The following is a 22,747-nucleotide window of genomic DNA, read 5'->3' on the forward strand; positions in this document are numbered from 1 at the left end:
GTTTATGCTGAGCTATCGCCACTCGTTTCATGCGGGAAATCCTGCAGATGTAATAAAACATTTGGTATTAATTGAAACGATCTCTTACCTAACTAAAAAAGACAAACCGCTTGAATATATTGATACGCACTCTGGTGTTGGCGTTTATCGCTTGGCCACAGCTGAAGCGCAAAAAACACAAGAATACCTAGAGGGCATCGCAAAGTTATGGCAGTACCAAGGTGATAATGATGCAATCAAGCGATATGTAGCCAAAGTAAAACAGTTTAATCAGGGCGAACTTGAGATTTATCCTGGTTCACCTATGGTAGCTGATAGCCTGTTACGTGAAAACGACAAGCGTTGGTTGTTTGAATTGCACCCAAAAGATAGCGAGAGCCTAAAACATAATATGGCGGAGCTAAGCCGTCGTCGCAAACAGACCTTTGTAAGAAAAGAGAATGGCTTTAAAGGGGTGCTTGGTCTTTTACCACCACAGGCAAAACGAGGTTGTGTCTTAATTGATCCCCCTTATGAAATCAAATCAGATTACGAACAAGTTGTTAAAACAGTCAAAAAAGCAGTTGAGAGATTTAATAGCGGCACCATTATGATTTGGTACCCTGTTGTGTCACGAGAGCGCATAGATGCCATGGAGGCAGGGTTAATTGCTTCGGGCATCCGTAATATTCAATTATTTGAATTAGCAACCCAGGCTGATACTGATGAGCATGGTATGACTGCATCTGGCATGATAGTAATAAATCCGCCATGGACATTGAAACAAACGATGGATGAATGTTTACCTGAACTCGTATCATTATTGTCAAGCGAAGGTGGTTTTTACCGAAGCGAACAGTTAGTAGAAGAATAAAGGAAAGCCGCTCTGAGAGCGGCTTTATCATTTTAATTGCGGGGTGTTAATTAAAATAAACTGCTTTAAAGTGGGCAACTTGGTTTTTTGATTCATCGAATAACTGTAATGTTTCACCTTGGATTTTGTATTCAAAGGTATCATTAAGTGCTTGATGCATCTTCATTTCTAAGTCATTAGCAGTGCCATGACACATCATCATTGTGGATGCCATGCCGTTAAAACGAAGACCGAATTGTTTCGAAGTGTAGCCGCCCATAAAATTATTACAACCAGCAAAGCCTTTCACCTTACCGTCGGCTTTTAATTGCACAAATAATTCACGTGCTCCTTCAGGCGTATTAACTTGCTCACCATTAAGCGTTATTGCTTTCCAATAGGTATTGGTTAAAGGGACATTCGGTTTTACCGATGGCATGATTTTAGTCATTTTTACCTTTAAAGGGGTATCAGAGTTCGCGAAAGGGCTATTAGATTGCGTTGAGCTATAAAGTAACTTACCGTCTTTTCGAATTTGTGCACGTACATTGTAGCGCATGTTTTCTTTGATTAATGCGTTATCATAATCAAGTGAAACTTGATATGGTGGAGCACTGTTTAGTGTAATTACCTTACTGCTAATCACTGTTGAGGCAACGTCCATTTTAGATACATCTTCAAGTGTCACTGTTAATTCAGAATTAGCAGGCAGCATGCTGCGATCTAAGTAGTACACTTCTGTTTGTAATGTACTCATCACTTTTTCTTCTGGTGCTGTTTGGCAGCCTAATAATGTGACAGAGGCAGTTGCCATCAATGAACATAAAAGCAATGGCTTGGCAAAACGATTCATAGTAGTTCCTTTATTTTGAGTGATTGCGAAAGTATTTAACGTGACAGCAAGTTTACGCTCTGTTTATTAACTTACGCTTAATTTAAATTAAAATCACTTATTGTTAGAAAAGGAAGCGAGTTGGGATGCTTGAAACTAGTGTGAATGGTATTTTAGTAAAATTAAGTAAAAAGCCAGCATTTAGCTGGCTTTTATTAACGTGATTATTTCACTTCTTTGCCTGCTGCTTGTAAGTCTGCATGGTAGCTTGAACGAACAAATGGGCCACATGCTGCATGACTAAAGCCAATCTCATCGGCATAGTCTTTTAGTGCATCAAACTCTGCTGGTGGCACGTAACGTTTTACTGGTAAGTGGTGCTTTGACGGTTGCAAATACTGACCAACAGTTAACATGTCAACGTTATGTTCGCGTAAATCGCGCAGTACTTCTTCAATTTCACTGATTTCTTCACCTAAGCCAACCATTAAGCCAGACTTAGTTTTTACATTTGGGTGCGCTTCTTTAAAGCGACGCAGTAATTCCAATGACCACTTGTAATCCGCACCAGGGCGCGCAAGTTTATAAAGGCGAGGTGCAGTTTCTAAGTTGTGATTAAATACATCAGGTGGTGTATCAATTAAAATCTCGAGGGCTTTTTCCATGCGACCACGGAAATCCGGCACTAAAATTTCAATGGTGATGCCAGGATTGTGCTTACGAATTTCACGAATACAATCAGCGAAGTGTTGTGCTCCACCGTCACGTAAATCATCACGGTCAACTGAGGTGATAACAACGTAGCTTAGCTTCATATCTTTGATAGTAAGCGCCAGTTTTTCTGGTTCTTCAGCATCCGGTTTTAATGGACGACCGTGTGCCACGTCGCAAAATGGACAACGACGAGTACAAATTGCACCCAGAATCATAAATGTTGCTGTGCCGTGGTTAAAACACTCTGAAAGGTTAGGGCATGATGCTTCTTCACACACAGAGTGAAGGCCATGTTTACGCATGGCGCTTTTAATACCATCGATGCGCTCGCTTGATTTAGGCAGGCGGATCTTCAGCCATTCAGGCTTACGTAGCATTTCTTCTTTTTCAGTTGGCATTACCTTGACGGGGATAAGTGCCATTTTTTCAGCATCACGGAGTTTAACACCCGGTTGCATTTTTACAGGTTTAGTCATTGATTAAAAACCTACTACTTGCTCATATTCAGTATTACCTAGTCGCTTGACTAAGTGCTTAACCAGCCCATCTGACGCTTCTGCAAGCGTTTGCGGACCATTTATCTGTTTGGTTTGAAGCATTTCCATGCCGGCATAACCGCATGGATTGATACGTAAGAAAGGTTCCATATCCATATCAATGTTTAATGCAAGACCATGAAAAGAACAACCGCGTCTCACACGAAGACCTAGTGAGGCGATTTTTTTGTCATCTACATAAACGCCTGGGGCATCCGCTTTCGCATAGGCATTTATACCAAAGTCTTTCAGTGTATCGATTACTGTTTCTTCAAGCCACGTAACTAATTCACGCACGCCAATTTTCAGCCGACGCAAATTAAACAGTACATACAGTACTTGTTGACCGGGGCCGTGATAGGTAACTTGTCCACCACGATCAACTTTAACCACCGGAATATCGCCAGTCATTAATAAGTGTTCTTCTTTACCTGCTTGGCCTTGTGTAAACACTGGGTTGTGTTCCACTAACCAAATCTCATCAGCAGCCTCATCGTCACGGGTATCTGTGTAGTGTTGCATTGCTTGCCATACAGGTTCGTAATCTTGACGGTTAAGCTGGCGAACGATCAATTTAGGCATGTGTGTTGGCCTTATAGTACGTAGCGTACGTCTGCAATTGAGCCAAGCTCAGTATAAATTGATTCGATGTGTTCTTTGCTAGTGACGGTTGCAACCAGACTTACCGACTCATAGTTTCCTTTACTGCTCGCTTTGGTTTTTGGAGCGTAGTCGCCAGGGGCTAATTTTTGCATCACAGCTAAAACTTGCGAAGTTAGGTCGACGTTTGCAAGACCCATTACCTTAAAAGTAAAGGGACAAGGAAACTCTAAAAACTCGTCAAATTTTGTATTTTTAACTGGATTAACCACATTTCACCTCAGTAACTATAGGGTTATTACGACCATTTAGCTGGTCATAAGAAAATGCCCGCTAGTCTAACATAAATTCAAAAAAACGCTTATTAATAATGTTTATCTGTGTTTAAGCACTTGTTTATCTTTTTAGGTATTTTAGACCATGAAAAGCAGTTGCTAGAATTCACAAAAAAAGCGCCAATTGGCGCTTTTTTTCGAGTTTGAAGGACTAGTTACTGATTTGCAGACGAATATAGTCATAAATCTTGCTGAAGAAACTACCTTCGTTAATTTCTTCTAACGTGACCAGTGGATATTGTGCAATATCTTCACCATCAAGTTGTAAGAACAAGGTACCCACTTTTACACCTTTCTCAATAGGTGCCTCAAGTGTTTGATCAAGTTCAAAATTAGCTTTAAGGTTTTTCATTTGACCACGTGGAATAGTGATAGGCGTATCTTCTAAAATACCCAGCGATACTGTTTCTTTGTGGCCCATCCAAATACGCTGCTCGGCAAAGCTATCACCCGCTTTATATGGTGTTACTGTTTCAAAAAAGCGGAAACCATAGTTGAGTAATTTACGGCTTTCCGTTGCACGTGAGCGTTCGCTTTTAGTACCCATCACAACAGAAACTAAACGCATATTGCCTTTCTTCGCTGAAGTAACAAGACTGTAGCCAGCTTCACTCGTGTGACCTGTTTTAATGCCATCAACGTTTAGGTTTTCATCCCATAACAGCGAGTTACGGTTATATTGTTTAATGCCGTTGTAAGTGAAAGATTTTTCTGCGTAGAGAGCATACTCAGCAGGCACATCACGGATAAGCGCTACACCCAAAGTCGCCATATCTCGCGGAGTCGTGTAATGCTCATTGGTGTCTAGACCATGGCTGTTGATGAAGCGTGTATTGGTCATACCGAGCTTTTGTGCATGGGCATTCATTAAATCAGCAAACGCTGCTTCACTTCCAGCGATATGCTCAGCCATTGCAACACATGCGTCATTACCTGATTGAATAATAATACCGCGATTCAGGTCTTCAACCGTAACTTGCTTACCAACTTCAATGAACATTTTTGAAGAATCTGGGAAATTTTTTGCCCACGCTTTTTCACTAATGGTTACTTCGTCATCAAGAGAAATGTTGCCGTTTTCAACTTCAAGACCAATCACATAACTGGTCATCATTTTAGTCAAACTAGCTGGAGCGAGTTTTGTATCCGCTTCACCTTCAGCGATTACTTTACCGGTCGTAAAGTCTACTAAAAAATAGCCTTTCGCATTGATTTGAGGTGGAGCAGGGATGATTTGTGCTTGCACAGTAAAGCACGATGCGGCTGCGATTGCCGCAATAACTGTTTGTTTAATTCGATTCATTGGCTTTTTGGGTCAATTGTCTTAGTTTTGGGTATTTTTGGTTAATTATCCTAAAGCAATCACTCACTGTAAAGCATGAATGCATTTTGGTGATTGTTCGCTTTAATTTTATCCAGTAATTGTTTTGCCACTTGCGCGTCTTCAATTGGACCGAGGCGAAGGCGATAAATTCCATCTTTTTTTACAATTTTGCTATCTACTTGATATTCTGAGGTGAGTGCTTTTGCAAGCACACCTAACTGCTCCACACTTTGAGCCGCAGCAATTTGAATATACGCATTATGGTGGTTTGTTTGCGGCAGTAAGGCTTCTATTTTTACTTTCGCTGTACCTTGGCGATGATAGCCTAGCTTATATGCAGCTGCATAAGATAAGTCAATGATACGATCATCATGAAATGGGCCGCGATCATTCACTCTCACTATCGCTGAGTTACCATTTTCTAAATTTGTGACTCTCACAAAGCTTGGTAAGGGTAATGTTTTATGGGCTGCGGTCATCGCAAACATATCGTAAGTTTCACCATTGGATGTATCGTGACCGTGAAACTTTCTACCGTACCAAGAGGCAATACCGGTTTCTGTAAATCCCGCCTCACTGTGCAAAGGGGTATAGCGCTTTCCGTGAACAACATAGGGGCGGCTAGCTGAAACGCTTGTCTTTTCAGAGGTCACAGTGACATCACGCATTTCCTCTGGGTAGGGCGCGCGTATCGGTGCCGCATCATGACGCATACTGTAACGCCCAGAAGGAGCACAGGCTGTAAGGAAAACTAAAATAAGTAAAAGTAGTAGGTGTTTCATTGTGTTATTTCACCAAAATACGCTTATGGGTTGCAATAGACATAATAATACCGAACCCTGCAAGCAGGGTTACCATGGACGTACCGCCATAGCTGATAAGGGGAAGGGGAACCCCTACTACAGGTAATAATCCTGATACCATTCCAATATTTACGAAAACATAAACAAAGAAAGTCAGGGTGATACTCGCAGCTAATAATTTGCCAAATGCATCTTGTGCGCTGACAGCAATATACAAGCCTCGAGCAATGATAAATAAATACAGACTGAGTAAGATTGTGACCCCAATCAGGCCAAACTCTTCACTGAGTACCGAGAAAATAAAATCGGTATGGCGCTCAGGTAGAAATTCTAGTTGTGATTGGGTGCCGTGGGTCCAACCTTTACCTTCAATACCACCAGAGCCAATGGCTATTTTTGACTGAATAATGTGGTAGCCCGCGCCAAGTGGATCACTTTCAGGATCGAGCATAGTGAGTACACGGGTTTTTTGATAATCATGCATACCATAATGCCAAAAACCATATATAGCAGCAGGTGCAACGGCAAGTGCACTGAGAATTAAGCGCCAATGTAAACCGGCAAAGAAAAGTACAAATAGACCTGAACTGGCTATTAAGATTGAGGTGCCCAGATCCGGCTGTTTCATAATCAACCGTGTTGGAATGGCCACAATCAATAAGCCAATAGCGAGGTGTCGGTACTTAGGTGGCAAGTGGTAGCGACTGATGTACCATGCAACCATAATCGGCATCGCTAACTTCATAATTTCCGATGGTTGGAAGCGAATACCAATATTGAGCCAGCGCTGCGCCCCTTTACTGGAGACACCAAAAAATATTACCGCTACAAGTAAAGCAACACCCACTAGATATATCGGCAGTGCCCAACGCCGCATATTACTCGGCGAAACCTGTGCAAGTGCAAACATCACAACTAAACCTAAGCCAATGCGCGTAATTTGGCGGATAACCAAATCAATATTTTGACCACCGGCACTATAAACAACGACCAAACTACCCGCCATCAAAGCCAAGATGGCAATTAACAAAGGCCAGTCAAGATGGAGTTTATCCCATATGGATTTATTATGGTTTAAGGCCTTCACGGTTTACCTACCAGCGATTCAGGTTTATTTGAAAAATAGTAATCCATTAATGTGCGGGCAATAGGTGCCCCGACAGTAGAGCCGCCACCCGTATTCTCTACCGCAACAGCGACAACAATTTCTGGCTTTTCGTAAGGGGCAAAACCAACATACATGGCATTATCGCGGTGACGTTCATCGAGTTTCTCAGCATCATAACGTTCACCTTGGGCAATACTTTTTACTTGTGCCGTGCCTGTTTTACCGCCAGCAGTGTATTGTGCACCAACAAATGCTTTATGAGCTGTACCATTGCTAAGGTGAACGGTATTGTACATCGCACGAAGTGCAATATCCCAGTTTGCCTCGTCTTTTAATTCAATGGGCGGCTTTTCGTCACGGGAGATAATTTGAACGTGATCGCTCAGCTTAGTCGCCGACACTAAATGAGGTTGATAACGTTTTCCCTTATTAACCATAATGCTCATTGAATTGGCAATTTGCATTGGGGTAGCTGTCCAATAGCCTTGACCAATTGAAATATTGGGGGTGTCGCCTGGATACCAAGGTAATTTATACGTTACTTCTTTCCATTCTCGTGACGGTAAGTTAGCGGTTTTTTCTTCATAGATATCAATGCCAGTAAGTTGGCCAAAGCCAAATTGGTACATAAATGCACTGATTTTATCGATGCCTAGGCGGTATCCAACTTCATAAAAGTAAGTATCACAGCTTTCTTCAATCGCTTTATAAACATCAACCTTACCATGACCCCAAGGTTTCCAATCTCGCCAGCGGTGATCTGCTTTGGGTAGTTTAAAAAAGCCAGGGTCGTGCATTTGAGTTGATTCAGTGACCACTGCTTCATCTAACGCCAGTACTGCTAAGTGAGGCTTAATAGTTGAAGCAGGTGGGTACACCCCTTTTGTCACGCGATTTACTAGCGGTCTGTCTTTGTTGAGAAGGGCTTTATAATCTTTGCCGCTAATACCATGCACGAATAAATTTGGGTCATAACTTGGATTCGAATAAAAGGCTAAAACCCCGCCATCGCGAGCATCCATAACAATAATTGCACCACGCTTTCCATCAAGCGCGGCTTGGGCTATTTGTTGCAGCCCTATGTCTAAGGTAAGAATTAAATCTTTACCAGGTTCGGGAGCGGTTGACTTTAAGGTGCGTAGAATGCGGCCGCGGTTATTAATCTCTACTTCTTCACTGCCAACAACACCATGCAGTAGCTCTTCATAATATTTTTCAATGCCTAGTTTGCCGATATCACGTGTCGCACGGTAATTAACATCTCGCCCTTCCATTTCCAGTTCAAGGTGCTCTGACTTATTCATTTTTGCGACGTAGCCGATTGCATGAGTGAGGGCATCACCATAGGGGTAATGCCTTGCCAAACGTGCTTCAACACTAAAACCAGGATATTTGTGCTGATTAACTGAAAAAAGTGCGACTTGTTCTGGCGTGAGCCGTGACTTGAGTATTTGGCTTTTGAAGCGGCGTTTACGCTTGATGCTTTTCAGAAACTCGTCTTGCCGCTCTTGCGAGATATCAAATAAAGCTGAAACTTCAGTTAAACTTTTATTGAGATCTTTCGACTCTTCTGGAATGACCTCTAAATTATAGACGGGTCGGTTTTCTGCCAGTAACACACCATTGCGGTCATAGATTAAACCGCGATTTGGGGCAATTGGAATAACTTTAATGCGATTTTCGTTGGAGCGTGTTTTATAACTTTGGTGCTGATTTACTTGAAGATTGAAGACATTCATGAACAGAATGCCAATCACGATCAAAACAAAAATAAATGCCACAAACGCACGTCGAGCAACTAAATTAGCCTCGGCTGAATGGTCCCTTATCGTAGCGCGTTGTTTAAACATCTATTTGATTTTATTCTTATTCTCTATGGTACGGGTGATTATTATTCAAACTCCACGCACGATACAAGCTTTCTGCGACAATAATTCGAACAAGTGGGTGGGGAAGTGTCAAATTTGAAAGTGACCACTTTTGTTCTGACGCAGCGATACATTCAGGTGCAAGCCCTTCAGGCCCACCAATTAAAAGGCTGATATCGCGACCATCCAGTTGCCATTTACTCATTTCTTTCGCGAGTTGATGCGTATCGAGTGCTTTACCTGTGACCTCTAAGGTAACGATTTTGTTCCCTTTAGGAATTGCGGCTAGAGTTTTTTCGCCTTCTTGTTGCAAAATGCGTTTAATATCGGCGTTTTTGCCACGTTTGCCAGCAGGGATTTCAATGAGCTCGAAACTCATATCGCGTGGAAAACGACGCTGATATTCTTGAAAACCGGTTTCAACCCAAGCTGGCATCTTAGTACCAACAGCAATTAGCTGAATGCGCACGCTATTAGCTCCAAAGCTTTTCTAATTGGTAAAAATCACGCGCACTTTCTTGCATCACGTGAAGTACCACATCACCCAGGTCAAGTAGAACCCATTCACCTTCTTGTTGGCCTTCAGTGCCAATAATTTCAATACCTTGTGCTTTTGCTTCAAGGGCAACATTATTGGCAATTGATTGCACATGGCGCTTAGAGGTGCCAGAGCAAACTACCATGTAGTCAGTGATTGAAGATTTTTCTGTCATATCAAGGGTAGTAATATCAACGGCTTTGATATCGTCTGCTTTGTCGATGACAAAGTCTAATAACTCGCGTGGATCCAAAATATTTCCTAGTAACTGGTTTATTACGTTTAATTAGTAAATTTTAACACGCCTAGCAGGTTTATTGGTAGAGACGATGCTGTTTTATGTAGTCACAAACCGGAACTGGTAAGAAATCATTGTGGTATTGCGTAATATTTGCGCGCAGTTCTGAGGATGAAATCGCAACTTGTTGGTGTTTTGCAAAGAAAATCCCCCCTGCAAGCGGCAGGTGTTGACCAGCCTCATCGATATCACCCACAATATACGCTGCAACATCAGGATGGGGGTGATACTGTTCTTTTGGACGTTGAAACACTAAAAAATTACAATTTTCTAGGCATTCTTGCCACTTGAACCATTTATGTAGTGTATTGAGTGAGTCCATTCCGATAATAAAAAAAATGGGCTCATTGGCATGTTGCTGACGAAAGCTCGCAATGCTTTCTACGGCATAGCTGGGTGTCTCACGATTGATTTCGCGTAAGTCGAGTTCAAAGTTAGCTTCGTCTTCAATTGCAAGGCGAATCATATTAATACGGTGTGTACTAGTAATGCCTGATGTCGCTTTGTGAACCGGTTGCTTGCATGGCATAAATAGCACCTTGTTAGGTGCGAGTATCTGATTAGCTTGTGTGGCTAAGGCGAGGTGGCCTTGGTGAATTGGGTCAAAAGTACCGCCTAAAATAACAATCATAGGTTAGCGTATTGCTCTACTTTATTGTTGTATGGCAATGCAAAGGGCATTGGGCCAACGAACATTAACGCGATATGCAGTAAGTGTTGGTATGCATCAATATGGAGGTGTTGTTTGTACGCCAAATCAAATTCGGCTAGTGCTGCCATAATGGCGCTGAGTTGGGTTGACTCAATGCGCCTTAGCGCACGTTCAGTAATTGCTTGCTTGTTTTTCCATACTTTAAACTGTTGCAACACACTGCTGATACTTTCACCAAGGGAAACGGCACGTGACATCGCTTCTAGATTTTCACACTCTCTGACAAGGGCCCACAAGATAATTGTTGGTTCAACGTTTTCTTGTTTTAGCTTGAGTACAACTTTACTAATTTGCTCACTATCACCTTTAAGCAATGCATCACTTAAATCAAACACATCAAGACGTGATTGATTGACTAAAGTTGGTGCTAAAACCTCAGCGGAGATACTGTCCGTTGGATTAAGCAATGCGAGCTTTTCAAGTTCTTGTGCTATTGCGAACAAATTATCTTGATTGTATTCAACGAGTAGTGATTTAGCATCAGGTGTTAGTTGGAGTCCAAGTTGTTGGCATTGTTGTTCTAACCATGTAAATAACTGATTACCTTGTAGTGCATAACATGGAATAAACACACCGTCTTTATCAAAAGCTTTAAACCAAGCGCCGCGTTGGATATCGCTGCCTACCTTTTCCCCTTTTAGCATTAAAATGCAATCAGGATTTGGGTTTTGCGCGAGCGATTGCAGTAGCTTACTGGCGGCAGCATTTGGCTTACTGTCAGCTAACTCAAGCTCAATTATTTTGCGATTTGAAAAGAGTGATAAGCTAGCATACTCTTGTGCAACTTCCTGCCAGTCAAATTGTGGGGAAACAGCAAACCGGATGACTTCGTCAAAACCTTGTGCCTTTGCAGTTGATTTTATTTGAGTTGCTGCATGATTAAGTAAAAATGCTTCTTCACCAAACAACAAGTAAAAGGGCGCCAAGCCTTGTTTTAAATTACTTGCTACTTGATTTGGATAAATGCGCATTAATACTGCCCAAGTTGACGAATGATAAGGTTGCTTGCTTGCGCACGTAACTCATTCAAAATAAGTTCCATTTCGCGCGATTTTGCAAGTGCATTGTCAGGATCATCTTGATAGTTACGCGTTAACTCAAAACTATTTGTAATTGGTTTTTGTTTGTCTCGGATAAGTTGATAACGAACGGTATAAATAAGTTCGTGCTCAGCTACCTGACCGTTTGGAAACAAACTTAAAGTACGGCGCGTCAACGAATCATTAAGCACCTTGAGTTCCGCACTTGAGCTTGAACTATCTGTTGTATTGATATTGCTTAACGCCAAACTTTTTTGCAGCTCGGCAAAAAGTTGCGAATCAGGGTTATTTGCCGTCACCACAAGGTTTTGCAAATCGTTTGGCAGTACCGACGCTGTGCGCAACTTAAAACCGCAACCAACTAAAAGCACAAAACACAGCAATAAAGCTGTGTTTTGTAAAAAGCGTGGTGCAAACATTAGTTTGCAACCACGTTAAGTAGTTTACCTTTAATAAAGATAACCTTGCGAATGGTTAAGCCATCTGTGAACTTAGTTACATTTGGTTCAGCAAATGCAGCCTTTTCAACAGCGTCTTGGTCAGCGTCAGCAGCAACGGTAATTTTACCGCGTACTTTACCGTTAACCTGCACGACAACTAGCTTCTCGTCTTCAACCATCGCTGATTCATCAACCACAGGCCATGGTGCATCAACGACTTCACCTTGCTTGCCAAGGTTTAGCCATAATTCATGACAAACGTGCGGCGTGATTGGTGAAAGCATAATGATAAGTGCTTCAAGTGCTTCATAACCAATAGCAATATCGTTGCTATCGTTTAATGGTGCTTTTACTAGTTTGTTAAGTAACTCCATTACTGCGGCAATAGCGGTATTAAATGTTTGACGACGATCTAAGTCATCAGACACTTTTGCAATGGCTTTGTGTAATTCACGACGAAGTACTTTTTGCTCGTTTGAAAGTGATGCCGCATCAAGGGCTGTTCGCTCATTTGCCATTACTTCGTTTGCGTACTTCCATACACGTTTAATAAAGCGATGCGCGCCTTCAACACCTGAGTCAGACCATTCTAGCGTTTGCTCTGGTGGTGCGGTAAACATCATGAATAAACGCACTGTATCCGCACCGTATTGGTTAATAACCGTTTGTGGGTCAATGCCATTATTTTTAGACTTAGACATTTTACTCATACCAGCTGATTCAACTGGCTGACCGTCGTCTTTATGCCATGCTTTTACAACACGGCCCTTGTCGTCTTTTTCGCTTTCAACGTCGCTTGGTGAAATCCAAACATCACCGCCTTTTTCGTCTTTACGGAAATACGTTTCTGCTAATACCATACCTTGACATAATAGGCGTTCAAACGGCTCATCAGAATTTACAAGGCCAAAGTCACGTAATAGCTTGTGGAAGAAACGCGCGTAAAGTAAATGAAGAATTGCGTGCTCAATACCACCGATGTATTGGTTTACTGGAAGCCAGTAATTCGCTGCACCTGGTTCTATCATGCCTTCATCGTAACGTGGACTACAGTAGCGCGCGTAGTACCAAGATGACTCCATAAATGTATCGAATGTGTCAGTTTCGTGGAATACTTGCTCGCCGTTAACGGTTGCTTTCGCCCACTCAGGATCAGCTTTGATTGGTGATGTAACACCATTCATTACTACATCTTCAGGAAGGCGCACTGGTAACATATCTTCTGTTGCAGCAAGTTCAGAGCCATCTTCTTTGTTTAACATTGGGATTGGTGAACCCCAGTAGCGCTGACGGCTAACGCCCCAGTCACGAAGACGGAAGTTTACTTTACGTTTACCGGCACCTATGCCTTCCAGTTTATCAGCAATCGCATTAAACGCTGCTTCAAACTCAAGACCATCGAATTCGCCAGAGTTAATTAAAACGCCTTTTTCAGTGAATGCTTCATTGGCGATATCTGCTGTTAGTTCAGATCCCTCTAAAGGTGCAATTACTTGTTTGATTTCTAGGCCGTAGGCAGTTGCAAACTCAAAGTCACGTTGGTCGTGACCTGGAACAGCCATTACCGCACCCGAACCGTAATCCATTAGTACAAAGTTAGCAGCCCATACAGGTACTTCTTCACCAGTTAATGGGTGAATTGCTTTAAAGCCCGTATCGATACCTTTTTTCTCCATCGTTGCCATATCAGCTTCAGCAACTTTGGTGTTTTTGCATTCTTCAACGAAGGCTGCAACCGCAGGATTATTTTTAGCGGCTTCTTGTGCAATAGGGTGACCTGCTGCAACGCCCACATAGGTTACGCCCATGAACGTATCAGGACGAGTCGTGTAAACCGTAAATGTTTCACCGTTATCAGCACGTTTAAAGTCGATTTCTAAGCCTTCAGAGCGACCAATCCAGTTGCGCTGCATCGTTTTAACTTGCTCAGGCCAGTGCTCTAGTTTGTCTAAGTCATCAAGGAGCTCTTGCGCATAGTCAGTAATTTTAATAAACCACTGTGGAATTTCTTTTTGTTCTACAACAGCACCTGAACGCCAACCACGACCGTCAATTACTTGCTCATTAGCAAGAACAGTTTGGTCAACTGGATCCCAGTTAACCGTTGACATTTTTTTGTATACAAGGCCTTTTTCATAAAGCTTTGTGAAGAACCATTGTTCCCACTTGTAGTACTCAGGGTGACAGGTCGCAATTTCACGATCCCAGTCATAACCAAAACCAAGTTGCTTTAACTGGTTGCGCATGTAGTCAATGTTTTCGTAAGTCCATTTTGCCGGTGCCGTATTATTTTTAATTGCGGCATTTTCTGCAGGTAGACCAAACGCATCCCAACCCATAGGCTGCATTACGTTTTTACCTTGCAAGCGTTGGAAACGTGACACTACATCACCAATGGTGTAGTTACGTACGTGACCCATGTGCAGGCGACCACTTGGGTAAGGGAACATTGAGAGGCAGTAAAACTTTTCTTTACCTTCTTGCTCAGTTACTTTAAATGTTTGATTTTCATCCCAATATTTTTGAACTTTCTGTTCGATATCCTGCGGGCTGTATTGCTCTTGCATTCTAATTTCCAAACTACTTGCAAAATAAATAAAAATTGGCGCTTAGCATAGCGTAAATTGCGGCGCTAATACACCCTTAGCAGTGGATTATGAGTAAGTTTTTTGTGTACTTTTTCGCGCCTATTGAGAGAGATTCGGTTAGTGCTGAACAGCTGCATTAGTGTTCAGTTAACTGCTTGAAACAAGATATTTTTTGGAACCTGACTATACTGAAAGTAAAAGGAAATGGAGGTGCAAAATGAAAGACAGTTACAATAACTACATTAAGCGTTTTCAATCATGGCTTGAAGATTTAAGTGAGCATGAATTAAAGGGTATTCAAAAAGCATTTTTTGACTTTCAAAAAGAGTTATCTGCAATTGGTAAATACTCCAAAGAGCAAATTCAAGATTATAGCTACTACTTAAAGCGAGACCTTGAGGAGTTCAAGCAGCTTCGCGAAAAGCAAAAAGAACAAGATTTGGCCGGGGCTGAATTTAACGAAGAATGGTGGTTAGCACTGTCACATTTAGTGGACAAAACACAACTAGAATGGTCGTTAATTTTAGATGATTTTGAACATAATGGTATTTATAAACAAGGTGAATGGGTTTCCTTTGGCGAGTTCCAATGTCGTGAATGTGGAGAGATTAAACATTTCACTCACCCTAGTCAGCTAGATGCGTGTACTGAGTGTAATGCTGTTGAATTTCATCGCATTGCCAGTGCGCCATAAATATTTAAACTTTCAGGTGTTATTTTATAAGGACTTGAGTAGACTCATACAAAAAATGCGATAGCGAGCAAGCGCTAATAAGGACGGTAGTAAGATGAACATTGGCGAAAAGAATAAATTAGGTGCAGATGTGTTAGCACCTCAAATAGAGTTGCACGCAATAGAAACCTGTATGGCACAGGCGTATCCAGATGAATACACAATCATTGGTCAAAAACGGGCGCAAAGTGCCATAGACTTTGCTTTAGGCATGGATTTGCCGGGATATAATATTTATGTGATGGGTGAACCTGCACTTGGCCGCTTTACTATGGTGCAAGAGAAGCTTGCAGCCCAAAGTCGCTCTAAGCAAACGCCCCCCGACTGGCTTTACTTAAACAATTTTGATGAACACCGTCAGCCGAGTGCCATTTTCATGGCAGCAGGCGAAGGCAAACTATTTTGCGATGATATCGATTCACTGATTGATGAAATCTTAGATACCTTTCCAGCGGCATTTGATAACCCCAATTACCAACGTCAGAAAAAAGCAATCGATAGTAGTTTTAACGAAAAGTATGATGAAGCACTCGAGATCGTTGAAAAAATAGCTAACCAAAACAATGTCGCCTTATTTGAAGAATCTGGTGTCATCAGTTTTGCGCCCGTAATAGAGGGTAAACAACTTGATGATGCAGAGTTTGCAAGCCTTGATGATGAACAAAAACAATTTTTCTATGATGTGATTTCACGGTTAGAAAATGCATTAAACGAAGCATTGATCGAATTACCTCGCTGGAAACGTGAATCTTCGGAAAAGTTACGAGAGTTAAAACAAAAAACAGTAGAAGCTGCGATTAAACCGCTGTTAAAAGATCTGGAGCATAAATACACCAGCCATTTAGGCATAGTTAAGTATTTAAAAGAGCTCAAAGCGGAGCTTATTGATGCCGTGCTTGAGTGGCTAGGTGAAGAGAGCGACGATAACAATAAAGAGGATCTTGATAAGCGTGCAATGCTTACAGAGTATATCGCTCCCAATATTATTGTCAGTCATAAAGAAGAGGGGGCGCCTGTTGTTTATGAACCAAACCCGACGTTTGGCAATATTTTTGGCAAGGTAGAATACACTTCACAATCAGGCTCCATTGTAACGAGCTTCCGCTCAATTCAATCAGGCGCGCTACACCGTGCCAACGGTGGTTATTTGGTAATGGATGCAGAAAAGCTGATGTCCAACAGCCAGGTTTGGGATGCCCTTAAACTCAGTCTTAAAAGCAAACAGATTAAAACAGATTTAGCGGCGCAAGATTCAAGTGTCGGCGCGAGCTTTACCCTGAAGCCACAGTTAATTCCTCTAAATGTGAAAATTATTTTATTAGGTTCGCGTGATCTTTATTATGTGATGCAAGAATACGATGATGAGTTTAATGAGCTTTTCAGAGTACTCGCAGATTTTGATTACCATATCCCCGCCACTGATAAATATCAGTTCCAGTTAATCAGCCGTGTACAAAAGTACGCAACTGATACGCTTGATATGACGCTGTCATCAGATGCATTTGCAGCATTACTGCGCTTTAGTCATCGCCAAGCGGAGCACCAACGAAAGCTTTCAGCGCGTTTTGCAGATGTCATCGAATTAACCAATGAAGCAGCTTTTTTTGCAAAGCAAGATGGCGATAACACAATTGCTGCTAGCCACATTGATGAAGCGCTCGCAGGTAAACAATATCGTACTGGCCAGATCAGCGAATCCTTTATGACGGAAATCAAAGAAGGTCATGTACTTATCCAAACTGAAGGCACACAAGTAGGTTGTGTAAATGGCTTAACCGTACTTCATATTGGTGATACCAGCTTTGGTACGCCCGCACGCATTACCGCGACAGTCTATGCTGGCAGCGATGGCATTGTTGATATTGAGCGTGAATCCGATTTAGGTAAGTCGATTCACAGTAAAGGGGTAATGCTTTTAACCGGTTATTTAGGTAACAAATACGCACAAGATTTTGCGCTTACACTCAGCGCAAACATTGCCATAGAGCAAAGTTATGGTTCTATTGATGGCGACAGTGCGTCACTGGCAGAGCTGTGTGCATTGGTTTCAGCCATTACACGTTTACCGATCAATCAAGGAATTGCGCTTACAGGTTCAATTAACCAACATGGTGAAGTACAAGCGATTGGTGGTGTAAACGAAAAAATCGAAGGCTTTTTCAAATTATGCCAAATGCGTGGTTTGAGTGGTGAGCAAGGGGTAATTATTCCTAAGTCTAACGTACATAACTTAGTTTTAAACGCTCAGGTCGTTGATGCGGTAGCGAAAGGACAATTTACGATTTACGCAGTCGATAAGGTCGATCAAGCGTTTGAAATCTTGTTAAATAAATCAGCAGGTGAGTTATCCGCAAAAGGGACTTACGGTAAAGACACCATTCACGATTTAGCACTACGTCGCTTGAGTCATTTCGCGGAAGTCATTAACGGTGGCGTAGAAGAATAGGCGGTAATTTCGCTTCAGTGAGTAATAAATAGCTAGTGTATCTTTGCTAGCTATTTATTAGTTTATTAAGTAGGTTTTTAACTTTTCAAGCAGCAGATTTTTTTCGATGGGTTTTCCAACCCAATCATTACATCCTGCCGAGTTATATTCTCTTAAATCCGATTCAATAATATTGGCTGTTAAGGCAATGATTGGCACGGTTTTATTCTTTTCTCTAATTTTCTTTGTCGCGGTTATACCATCCATAATTGGCATTTGAATATCCATTAAAATCAAATCAATAGAATTATTAAAATAGGAAAGCGCAAGTTCACCATTTTCTGCAAGCGTGATTTTAGCCTTGCTCGGCGCAAGCATTGCTTTGACGAGTAATTGATTTATTGGATTATCTTCAACTAGTAAAATGTGCTTATTTTCTAAATCAAGCGCAGAGGTTTGCTGTTTAGTTGTGGTTTGTTTTTTAGAGCCCGAACTCATAGGAAGCTTAACGATAAAGCATGAACCTTGTTTGACCTCGCTCTTAACTTCAATATGGCCATCCATCAGCTCAACCAAAGAGTGCGTAATGGACATACCAAGCCCTGTACCACCATACTGACGTGTAATCGAGTCATCAGCTTGTTCAAAGCGTTTGAACAGCTTTTCAATACTACTTTGTGTCATTCCAATGCCCGTGTCATTAATAATAAATGACATGATTTGTTTTTTGCCATCGTATACCACCGACAAGGTGACACTCCCTTGCTCGGTAAATTTAATCGCATTTGCTGTAATATTCAGTAGCACTTGTTTGATTCTGATAGGATCGCCAATCCAATTATCGTGTTCAACTTGATTAAGAATATGAAACGAAATGTGTTTTTCATGAGCTGTTGGGCTTAAATTAGCATGAATATTATTAAGAATGTCTGTTAATAAAAATTCCGTTTTTTCAATGGTTAATTTGCCAGCTTCTATTTTAGAAAAATCAAGAATATCGTTTACAACAGTCATTAACGTTTTAGTTGAGTCGAGTGCATTGTTGACATAGTTTTTGGCCGTTTTGTTCAGTGATAGCTCACTCAGTAATTGCAGGTTGCCATAGACACCATTCATGGGGGTGCGAATTTCATGACTTGTATTGGCCAAAAATGCACTTTTTGCATTATTAGCACTTTCAGCGGCGTCTTTGGCCTGTTTTGTCAACGCTTCTTGGGCTTTTCTATCTGTGATATCTCTAATCACTCCGACGTAATGATGTTCGTCATCGAGCAGCACATGACTTATTGTAAGTTCAATTGGGAATTCCTTACCTCCTTTACGTTTCGCAATCAGATCACGATTTTTGCCAATCATAGATGGGGTGCTTTTCATTTGGTAATTTGCGACATAGTCATCATGCTGTGCGGCAAACTTTTCATTCATCAATAAGGTTATATTTTTTCCTAAAACATCACTTTTATGCCAACCAAACATAGCTTGGGCACTTTTCGAAAACAGTTTAATTATACCTTTATTATTAATAACAATAATGGCATCGGAGAGACCTGCAAGCACCGCGGCTTGTTGCTTTTCTGACATCGCAATGCGTTTATGTGCAATGTCTAAAGAAGCCTTAGTTTGCCTTTCTTTTTCAACAAGGGATTGGTTTGAGTTCTGTAATTGGGCAAACAGAAATCGTTCGTTGAGCAGTGCAAACCAAAGCGCGACACCATAAGCGAGTAAGCGCAAAATATGCCATCCCCACCAAGAGATATCCCAGAGAAAAGACTGATGGAACATAATGGCGGCAAACCCGAACATGGAACAGTGTAAGATGAAAAGCAAATCGTCAATTTTACGAAACTGTCGGTATTGAAAAAACAGCTTTCCAGCACAAAGCAATAGAGCAGCACCACCAGAGATATTTAAAAAGACGGCAAGGGAAGTAAATTCGTTATTTGTTACCATTTCTGGCATAAAGTGAGGTTGAACAACAGCAAAAGTCGACAGTAATAATGCAAACATCAGCATTAGCCAAACAAAGCGTGCATTCAATACTTGTGCATATTGGCTTGGCAGCAGAATTAAAGCGAAAATCATACCGCCAAAGAAAGTAGCTGCACTGTGCAACCACACAAAAGTATTGCCTGGGGCAAGTAGGGCATGGGCAATATCTAAAATACCCATGACACCAATGGCCGCAGCGATAATAATGTTATAACTAGTACCGCGATTGCTTTGCTCTAAATTGACTAATAAAAAACATACCAACAGAGCGATAACACCACCTAGCACTTCTATTGCAGTATGCACCGGAATGTTGACCCATCGCCAATCAGCCATCATGGTTTTAGCTAACATAAAGGTGGTTAAATGGATTAAAGCACTAAGAAAGATTGTGATAACAATAGCTTTACTTAAACGGTGTGTTTCACTTAGCTGAAGCAATACAATTCCTTAGAAGCTGCTTTAAACAAGGGACAATATAAACTTAGATGTAATTGTTAGATAAAACAATGACCCCTTGTTAGAGCCTCAAAGCGGATACCAGTTATTCTCTATATAAACCAGAGCGGTATTGAACAGCTAAACTTATCACTAAGCTCACCAGTAAAAACAGATACAAAGAACGGTTGCCGAATTGGCTGAAAAACGTATTGCCAGTTAGCAATGGTACTTGAAAGCGTTCAACTGCGGCTTCAAATTGCGGTAAATAGTGCCCTTGTTGTTCAATCGGGTCGTAAACCCCGCTTATTCCGTTATTCGTAACCCGCACTAATGGCAAACCGAGCTCTAACGCGCGCATGCGAGCTATTTGCATATGTTGGTGTGGACCGTGTGAGTTGCCAAACCAAGCATCGTTACTTACGGTAAATAAAAGATCTGAATCGGTTGTGTAATTACCACGAACTAAATCTGTAAACGCAATCTCATAACAAATTGCTGGCAGAACATTAAAACCGTTTGCCATTAAATTTGCCTGTTTTGCTTCCCCTCGGGTAAAAGAGGAGTGATCTAGATTAAACAAAGGGGCAATAGGGCGAAGTAACTCTTCAAATGGTACAAACTCGCCAATTGGTAGCAATTGATGTTTGTTATAACGATTCGAATGCAAGTAGCGGTAGTGACCCTCTGTATCTTCTGCATTTTTTTTACCAACAGCAATTAAGTTGTTATAAACCGTTTTGGTGCCCAGTTGATAATCTAAAATACCGGTAATTAGTGCGGTATTATTAAATGCCGCGGCTTTATCAAGATTTGCAAGGTAATCGTCTACCAGTACTTCAATTTCAGGAATTGCCGCTTCTGGCCAAACGATAAGGTCCGCTTGCCAATTAGGACGAGTCATATCCTGATACTTCGCCATGGTAGGCCAGAAGTTTTCAGGTGCAAATCGAAGCTCTTGCTTAATATTACCTTGCACGAGCACAACATCGATTGTTTTATCGCGATAACTTACAGGGTTTGAAAGTTGAACACTAATTAAAGCAACAGCGATAATAAAACTAGCCACTAATGAAGGTTTGATGCTTTTCTTCACTAATGAAAATAGCGCGAAAGCAATCAACAACACTAGGGCCGTTAACCCCATCTCGCCAATCCAAGGTGCGAATTTTGCGAATGGGCTATCGGTTAGAGTGTAGCCAAAACTTAACCAAGGGAACCCCGTTAAAAGTGTGCCACGTAGGTATTCCATTAAAATAAAGAGTGGAATAAACATGGCTATATAAGAAATAGATAGCGAATTAGTACGACTAAGTTTGTGCGTTAGCCAACACGCTAGTGTCGGGTAAGCGGCTAAGTAGGACACCAGCAGTAACATTAACAGCAAAGATGCGATTAAAGGAAGACCACCAAATTGTGCTATCGATACATGCACCCAACTAATGCCTGCACCAAACCAGCCTAAACCAAAAAAGAATCCATTTCTGGCAGCTGATTTAGCTGAAACGTTTTGATTTACATAGAAAAGCGTAGCAACGGCAAATGGTGCTACAAACCAGAGGTTAAAGGGGGCGTAACTAAAAACAGTTAAAATGCCGGCAATAAATGCCAGCATTTTATGTTTGTGAGAAGCGTAAAACACGTTTAAGTTTCTATTGTGTCGTCTTCGTTAGGTTCATCGTTTTTTGGCAGCGTTACTTGCACTTGTAAAATACGACGACTATCGGCATTGGTGATTTTAAACTGGATGCCTTCAACTTCGATTGTTTCACCGCGAGAAGGCATATGACCAAATGCGTGAAGGATTATACCACCAATCGTGCCAGCTTCATCGGTATCAAAATAACTCCCAAAATACTGGTTAAAGACGTCCAATGGTGTCAGTGCTTGCACTAGGTAAACATGTTTTGCAACTTGACGGATATCTTGCGTTTCTTCTTCGTCATCGTGCTCATCTTCGATTTCACCGACGATAATCTCAAGAATATCTTCAATTGTTACCAAGCCTGATACGCCACCGTATTCATCAATTACAATTGCCATATGATATCGTTGCTGACGGAACTCATTAAGCAGTGTATCTACACGTTTACTTTCGGGCACAACAACAGCTGGGCGTAAGTAATCACGTAGTGGTGGGTGCTCTTCTTGATTTTTTAAAATAAGCGGTAATAAATCTTTAGCGAGTAAGATGCCTTCAACATGGTCTTTGTCTTCGCATACCACAGGGAAGCGTGAGTGCGAGGATTCGACCATAACTGGCAATAATTCGGCAATTGATTGCTCTACATCCAGTGTAATCATTTGCGAACGAGGGATCATAATGTCGCGAACTTTTAGTTCAGATACACCCAAAACACCTTTCATCATATCTTTGGTTTCAGGGTCTATAAGATCTCTTTCTTCAGCGTCGATAATAACTTCGACTAACTGCTCTTTATTCTGGGGTTCCCCTTGTAACATTTGGGTGATTTTGTCTAACCAAGTTTTACCAGAAGAACCCTGACTAGATTGCGAATTTTCGTCGCTCATAAGCGCTTTATTAGCTCCATTTAAATAAAAGTAAGGATTAATTATTGGCTAATCCAAGCCTG

Annotated in this window: 20 protein-coding genes; 3 read left to right on the forward strand and 17 right to left on the reverse strand. The window is 41.5% G+C overall.

Going from position 1 to position 22,747, the window contains the following annotated elements; translation table 11 throughout:
• The first annotated feature begins 4 nt into the window (after positions 1-4).
• Positions 5-853 (forward strand): 23S rRNA (adenine(2030)-N(6))-methyltransferase RlmJ, encoded by an 849-nt coding sequence (locus tag OM33_RS09015; protein WP_038641015.1) that lies wholly within the window; start codon positions 5-7, stop codon positions 851-853.
• A 46-nt stretch (positions 854-899) separates the two neighbouring features.
• Here OM33_RS09015 and OM33_RS09020 read toward each other — a convergent pair whose 3' ends face one another.
• From OM33_RS09020 to leuS, 14 genes are all read right to left on the reverse strand, one after another.
• Entirely contained in the window at positions 900-1,685 is a 786-nt protein-coding gene (locus OM33_RS09020; RefSeq protein WP_038641017.1) for an META domain-containing protein, read from the reverse strand.
• Between the two features lie 203 nt (positions 1,686-1,888).
• Positions 1,889-2,854: a lipoyl synthase gene (lipA, locus tag OM33_RS09025; RefSeq protein ID WP_038641019.1), complete on the reverse strand. Its 966-nt coding sequence runs from the start codon at positions 2,852-2,854 to the stop codon at positions 1,889-1,891.
• Positions 2,855-2,857: 3 nt separating this feature from the next.
• Entirely contained in the window at positions 2,858-3,496 is a 639-nt protein-coding gene (gene lipB / locus OM33_RS09030; RefSeq protein WP_038641021.1) for a lipoyl(octanoyl) transferase LipB, read from the reverse strand.
• Positions 3,497-3,507: 11 nt separating this feature from the next.
• Complete coding sequence (gene ybeD, locus OM33_RS09035) at positions 3,508-3,786, reverse strand: DUF493 family protein YbeD (RefSeq protein WP_038641023.1); 279 nt, start codon at positions 3,784-3,786, stop codon at positions 3,508-3,510.
• A 214-nt stretch (positions 3,787-4,000) separates the two neighbouring features.
• Positions 4,001-5,152 (reverse strand): serine hydrolase, encoded by a 1,152-nt coding sequence (locus OM33_RS09040; RefSeq protein ID WP_038641025.1) that lies wholly within the window; start codon positions 5,150-5,152, stop codon positions 4,001-4,003.
• A 59-nt stretch (positions 5,153-5,211) separates the two neighbouring features.
• On the reverse strand, positions 5,212-5,955 hold the full coding sequence (locus tag OM33_RS09045) for a septal ring lytic transglycosylase RlpA family protein (RefSeq protein WP_038641027.1): 744 nt from the start codon (positions 5,953-5,955) through the stop codon (positions 5,212-5,214).
• A gap of 4 nt (positions 5,956-5,959) precedes the next feature.
• Positions 5,960-7,063, reverse strand: coding sequence for a rod shape-determining protein RodA (rodA, locus tag OM33_RS09050; RefSeq protein WP_038641029.1), 1,104 nt, complete (start codon positions 7,061-7,063; stop codon positions 5,960-5,962).
• The gene (gene mrdA / locus OM33_RS09055) at positions 7,060-8,934 is read right to left on the reverse strand and encodes a penicillin-binding protein 2 (RefSeq protein WP_038641031.1); all 1,875 of its coding nucleotides are present in this window, start codon (positions 8,932-8,934) and stop codon (positions 7,060-7,062) included. The genes rodA and mrdA overlap by 4 nt, the downstream gene beginning before the upstream one ends.
• A gap of 16 nt (positions 8,935-8,950) precedes the next feature.
• A complete protein-coding gene (gene rlmH / locus OM33_RS09060) occupies positions 8,951-9,421 on the reverse strand; it encodes a 23S rRNA (pseudouridine(1915)-N(3))-methyltransferase RlmH (protein WP_038641033.1) in 471 nt (156 codons plus the stop codon).
• A 4-nt stretch (positions 9,422-9,425) separates the two neighbouring features.
• Positions 9,426-9,743 carry a ribosome silencing factor gene (gene rsfS / locus OM33_RS09065; protein WP_038641035.1) on the reverse strand — a complete coding sequence of 106 codons (318 nt, stop codon included), beginning with the start codon at positions 9,741-9,743 and terminating at the stop codon, positions 9,426-9,428.
• 61 nt (positions 9,744-9,804) lie between these two features.
• Positions 9,805-10,419 carry a nicotinate-nucleotide adenylyltransferase gene (nadD, locus tag OM33_RS09070; protein WP_038641037.1) on the reverse strand — a complete coding sequence of 205 codons (615 nt, stop codon included), beginning with the start codon at positions 10,417-10,419 and terminating at the stop codon, positions 9,805-9,807.
• Entirely contained in the window at positions 10,416-11,471 is a 1,056-nt protein-coding gene (gene holA / locus OM33_RS09075) for a DNA polymerase III subunit delta (RefSeq protein WP_038641039.1), read from the reverse strand. Before holA ends, nadD begins: the two co-directional genes overlap by 4 nt.
• On the reverse strand, positions 11,471-11,959 hold the full coding sequence (locus OM33_RS09080; RefSeq protein ID WP_038641041.1) for an LPS-assembly lipoprotein LptE: 489 nt from the start codon (positions 11,957-11,959) through the stop codon (positions 11,471-11,473). Before OM33_RS09080 ends, holA begins: the two co-directional genes overlap by 1 nt.
• On the reverse strand, positions 11,959-14,547 hold the full coding sequence (gene leuS, locus OM33_RS09085) for a leucine--tRNA ligase (protein WP_038641043.1): 2,589 nt from the start codon (positions 14,545-14,547) through the stop codon (positions 11,959-11,961). The genes OM33_RS09080 and leuS overlap by 1 nt, the downstream gene beginning before the upstream one ends.
• Positions 14,548-14,785: 238 nt before the next feature.
• On the opposite strand from leuS, the gene OM33_RS09090 reads away from it, so the two are divergent.
• Complete coding sequence (locus tag OM33_RS09090; protein ID WP_038641045.1) at positions 14,786-15,262, forward strand: zinc ribbon-containing protein; 477 nt, start codon at positions 14,786-14,788, stop codon at positions 15,260-15,262.
• A 94-nt stretch (positions 15,263-15,356) separates the two neighbouring features.
• Positions 15,357-17,747 carry a Lon protease family protein gene (locus OM33_RS09095; protein ID WP_038641047.1) on the forward strand — a complete coding sequence of 797 codons (2,391 nt, stop codon included), beginning with the start codon at positions 15,357-15,359 and terminating at the stop codon, positions 17,745-17,747.
• 57 nt (positions 17,748-17,804) lie between these two features.
• Here the strand turns inward: OM33_RS09095 and OM33_RS22035 are convergent, their stop codons facing one another.
• The 3 genes from OM33_RS22035 to corC all read right to left on the reverse strand — a co-directional run bounded on the left by OM33_RS22035 (position 17,805) and on the right by corC (position 22,685).
• Positions 17,805-20,156, reverse strand: a complete 2,352-nt coding sequence (locus OM33_RS22035) for an ATP-binding protein (RefSeq protein ID WP_052140956.1) — start codon at positions 20,154-20,156, stop codon at positions 17,805-17,807.
• Between the two features lie 103 nt (positions 20,157-20,259).
• Entirely contained in the window at positions 20,260-21,768 is a 1,509-nt protein-coding gene (gene lnt / locus OM33_RS09105; protein ID WP_052141060.1) for an apolipoprotein N-acyltransferase, read from the reverse strand.
• Between the two features lie 29 nt (positions 21,769-21,797).
• Positions 21,798-22,685 carry a CNNM family magnesium/cobalt transport protein CorC gene (gene corC, locus OM33_RS09110; protein ID WP_038641051.1) on the reverse strand — a complete coding sequence of 296 codons (888 nt, stop codon included), beginning with the start codon at positions 22,683-22,685 and terminating at the stop codon, positions 21,798-21,800.
• Between the last annotated feature and the right edge of the window lie 62 nt (positions 22,686-22,747).

Source organism: Pseudoalteromonas piratica, from assembly GCF_000788395.1.
GTDB lineage: Bacteria > Pseudomonadota > Gammaproteobacteria > Enterobacterales > Alteromonadaceae > Pseudoalteromonas > Pseudoalteromonas piratica.

Bases quoted from the DNA above. Each gene is read 5' to 3' on its own strand.
- OM33_RS09015 (WP_038641015.1), top strand. From the start codon at position 5: ATGCTGAGCTATCGCCACTCGTTTCATGCGGGAAATCCTGCAGATGTA.
- OM33_RS09020 (WP_038641017.1), bottom strand. From the start codon at position 1,685: ATGAATCGTTTTGCCAAGCCATTGCTTTTATGTTCATTGATGGCAACT.
- lipA (WP_038641019.1), bottom strand. From the start codon at position 2,854: ATGACTAAACCTGTAAAAATGCAACCGGGTGTTAAACTCCGTGATGCT.
- lipB (WP_038641021.1), bottom strand. From the start codon at position 3,496: ATGCCTAAATTGATCGTTCGCCAGCTTAACCGTCAAGATTACGAACCT.
- OM33_RS09040 (WP_038641025.1), bottom strand. From the start codon at position 5,152: ATGAATCGAATTAAACAAACAGTTATTGCGGCAATCGCAGCCGCATCG.
- OM33_RS09045 (WP_038641027.1), bottom strand. From the start codon at position 5,955: ATGAAACACCTACTACTTTTACTTATTTTAGTTTTCCTTACAGCCTGT.
- mrdA (WP_038641031.1), bottom strand. From the start codon at position 8,934: ATGTTTAAACAACGCGCTACGATAAGGGACCATTCAGCCGAGGCTAAT.
- nadD (WP_038641037.1), bottom strand. From the start codon at position 10,419: ATGATTGTTATTTTAGGCGGTACTTTTGACCCAATTCACCAAGGCCAC.
- holA (WP_038641039.1), bottom strand. From the start codon at position 11,471: ATGCGCATTTATCCAAATCAAGTAGCAAGTAATTTAAAACAAGGCTTG.
- OM33_RS09080 (WP_038641041.1), bottom strand. From the start codon at position 11,959: ATGTTTGCACCACGCTTTTTACAAAACACAGCTTTATTGCTGTGTTTT.
- leuS (WP_038641043.1), bottom strand. From the start codon at position 14,547: ATGCAAGAGCAATACAGCCCGCAGGATATCGAACAGAAAGTTCAAAAA.
- OM33_RS09090 (WP_038641045.1), top strand. From the start codon at position 14,786: ATGAAAGACAGTTACAATAACTACATTAAGCGTTTTCAATCATGGCTT.
- OM33_RS09095 (WP_038641047.1), top strand. From the start codon at position 15,357: ATGAACATTGGCGAAAAGAATAAATTAGGTGCAGATGTGTTAGCACCT.
- lnt (WP_052141060.1), bottom strand. From the start codon at position 21,768: ATGCTGGCATTTATTGCCGGCATTTTAACTGTTTTTAGTTACGCCCCC.
- corC (WP_038641051.1), bottom strand. From the start codon at position 22,685: ATGAGCGACGAAAATTCGCAATCTAGTCAGGGTTCTTCTGGTAAAACT.